At 76.2% G+C, this 2,810-nt stretch carries 3 protein-coding genes; all 3 read right to left on the reverse strand.

The window, feature by feature from the left end; translation table 11 throughout:
* A partial coding sequence (locus tag ICW40_RS17995) for a hypothetical protein (RefSeq protein ID WP_221655376.1) occupies positions 1-862 on the reverse strand: 862 nt, incomplete at its 3' end.
* Entirely contained in the window at positions 859-1,572 is a 714-nt protein-coding gene (locus ICW40_RS18000) for a hypothetical protein (protein WP_221655377.1), read from the reverse strand. The genes ICW40_RS17995 and ICW40_RS18000, both read right to left, overlap by 4 nt.
* The coding region (locus tag ICW40_RS18005) for a hypothetical protein (protein WP_221655378.1) at positions 1,569-2,810 on the reverse strand (1,242 nt) is incomplete at its 5' end. The genes ICW40_RS18000 and ICW40_RS18005, both read right to left, overlap by 4 nt.

The raw sequence follows: 2,810 nt of genomic DNA on the forward strand, positions 1-2,810 counted from the left end.
ACGTCGTGCCGCCGGCCGCCCCGGCAGCGCCAGCCGCCTCGGGAGAACCGGCCGCGACGGGCGCCTCGCCGCCCGCGCCGTCCTCCGCCGCGTGCAGGCGGTCGCGCACCGACCCGGGCAGCATGGCCGCGCCGATCCACAGCTGACGCAGCACCGTCGCGACCACGGCCGCGGCGACGACGACGCCGCCCGTCTCCTGGAGCGTCGCGACCGCCTCGACCGTGGGAACGCCACCGTCGCTCGCCCACGTGAAGACGGGCCGGATGAGCGTCGGCGCCGCGGCGACCCACGCGTCCGTCCCGAGCCACGCGATGACCGTGACGAGCCCGCTGACCAGCCCCCAGGCCAGCGCGGGCGGCATCGTCCGGCCGCGTCCGACCGTGAGCACGACGGCGCGCGCGGCACGCGGCAGCAGCACCACCCCGGCCGCGAGCAGCAGGTAGGTGATGAGCAGCGGCAGCCAGCTGTGCACGACGGTCGCGAGCGGTCCCGTCCCGAGCGGCCCGGAGAACCAGAACGACGACGCGAACGGCGAGCCCTCGTACCCGCTGCCCGAGAGGAAGTCGCCGACGCAGAACCCGACCACGGCGAGCACGCCGAGCTGGCTCGAGAAGAACCCGATGCCCACGAGCAGCGCGAGGAGCACGACGGACTCCGTGTAGACGTCGTCGTACCCGAGACGCAGCAGGCCGGTGAGCAGGCCGAGCACGAGGCACAGCCCGGGCAGCACGGCGGCGAGCACCGGCACGGTGACGACGACGTGGCCGTCCCCCGCGAGCCCGCGCAGACCGGGTCGGCGCAGGATCAGCCGGCGCGGGAGCGTGATCCACTGCGCGTCGGCCCAGCGGACGACGTCGTTCATGCGCGCTCGCCCGTGCGTCGCTCGTGCCGCGTGAGGAGGCCCCGCGCGAGCAGCCCGAGCGCCGTGCCGTACGCGACGTGCCCGAGCATCGACATCTGCGTGAACTCGGCGAGCGTGCGCAGGTCGAGCCAGCCCGGGTAGATCGCGAGCATGAACGCCTCGAGCCCGAGCGCGAAGAGGATGCCGACCCAGAAGGGCCGGTGGCCGAACCACACGGTGTAGGCCACGCCGAACGCGATGCCGTTGAGCAGGTGGAAGCCGATGCCGAGGGCGGTCAGCGGGCCGGAGCCGCCATCGCCGACGAGCGCCTGGCCGAACAGCGGGAAGGCGACGAACGGCGACGCCGAGAAGCTGGCGACCTCGACGAGCACCCAGCGGCTGAGGTCGTAGCAGACGGTCGCGACGAGGCCGACCGGGATGCCGATCCGCACGCGGACGAGCCACCGGCGACGGCGCTCGGCGTCGCCCCACACCGTGAGCGCCACCACGACCGCACCGAGCACGATGAGCAGCCCGAGCACGAGCGCCAGCGGCGCGCCCGTGAGGATGTAGACGACGAGCGACGCGCCGCTCGCGAGGAACACCGCACCGCCCGCGAGCGCGCCGACCCGGCCGCGCAGGCCGGGCGCAGATGCCCCGGAGCGAGCGGCATCGGGGCGAGCGGCGCCGGGATGGGGCGCGTCGGGGTCGCGGACGTCCTGGTCGCTCATGCGGGCATCTCCAGCTCGACGGTGGTCTCGCCGGTCGCCCGCGCTGCGCCGCCACCGGCCGTGTGGTCGGCCGCGACCTCGAGCCGCAGGGTCGCGGTCGTGACGTCCTCGGGGACGACGAAGACCAGGTCCGCCTCCTGCGACGATGGCGGCTCGCCGGTCGAGGCCACCTCGCTGCCGTCGGGCAGCACGAGCACCCAGCGCGGCGTGGCCTCGAGGTCCGGCACGTCGCAGCACGGCTCGACGAGCTGCCAGTCGTCGATGCTCACGCGCAGGTACGCCCGGCCCGCGGCGGCCCAGCCGGCGCCGGGGTCCCACGCGCCGAGCGTCAGCTCCGCGACGGCGCCGCTCGCCTCGACCGGCGCGCCCGCAGGCAGCGCGACCGCGACCGAGAACGGCGCGCCGACGCCGGTCGACGTCGTGCCCCGGTACAGCGCCGCCGGTGCGCCGGGCTCGCGGTCACCGGTGACGAGCGAGATCCGCTGCGAGCGCTCCTCGAAGAGCACGTCGAGCTGCACGTCCCCGGCGCTCTCGGGCACCGAGACCACGAGGCTGCCGCCGTCGCGCAGGTCGCTCCAGCCGTCGACGGCGATGCGCGCGCCACCCGCGACGACCGTGGCGGTCCCGTCCACGCTCGGCGCGTCGTCGGGCCGGGTCACGGCGAAGGTCGCGACGACGAGCTCCTCGCCCGGCGGGGCGACGATCGCGCCGGCGCCGGATCCGACCTCGTCGACCCGGCCGAGGCCCGTGATGCGCAGGTTGACGGCGGGCGTGATGAGCCGGCCGTCGTCGGGCTCGGCGAGCTCGAGGTCCTCGGGCAGCGCCTCGAGGATGAGCGCCGTCCCGCTCGCGACCGGGTCCGCGTCCGGCGGCTCGAGGTCGCCGGCGTCCGCGGGTGCCTCGGCGCCGTCGGGCCGGTGCAGCACGAGCCCTGCCGCGAGCGCCTGCGTGCCCGTGAGGTCCCCGATGCTCGGGTCGCCCATGCGCGCCTCGACGATCGTGTCCCCGGCGGAGAACGACACCGGGTAGCCCGCCCAGATCTCGTCGGGACCCGACTCCATGAGCAGCACCGGACCGCACAGCACGCGCCCGTCGCTGATGAGGACCGTCGCGCCGGCCCGGGTCGCCTCGCGGGCCGCGGCCCAGCAGCGCGGCTCGTCGACCGCGGCACCCGCGGTCCGCGCCGCGGCCTCGAACGCGCGCTCCGCCGCGGCGAGCGTGGAGGCGAGGCCGTCGAC

This window comes from Actinotalea ferrariae, from assembly GCF_019733465.1.
GTDB lineage: Bacteria > Actinomycetota > Actinomycetes > Actinomycetales > Cellulomonadaceae > Actinotalea > Actinotalea ferrariae_A.

Bases quoted from the DNA above. Each gene is read 5' to 3' on its own strand.
- ICW40_RS18000 (WP_221655377.1), bottom strand. From the start codon at position 1,572: ATGAGCGACCAGGACGTCCGCGACCCCGACGCGCCCCATCCCGGCGCC.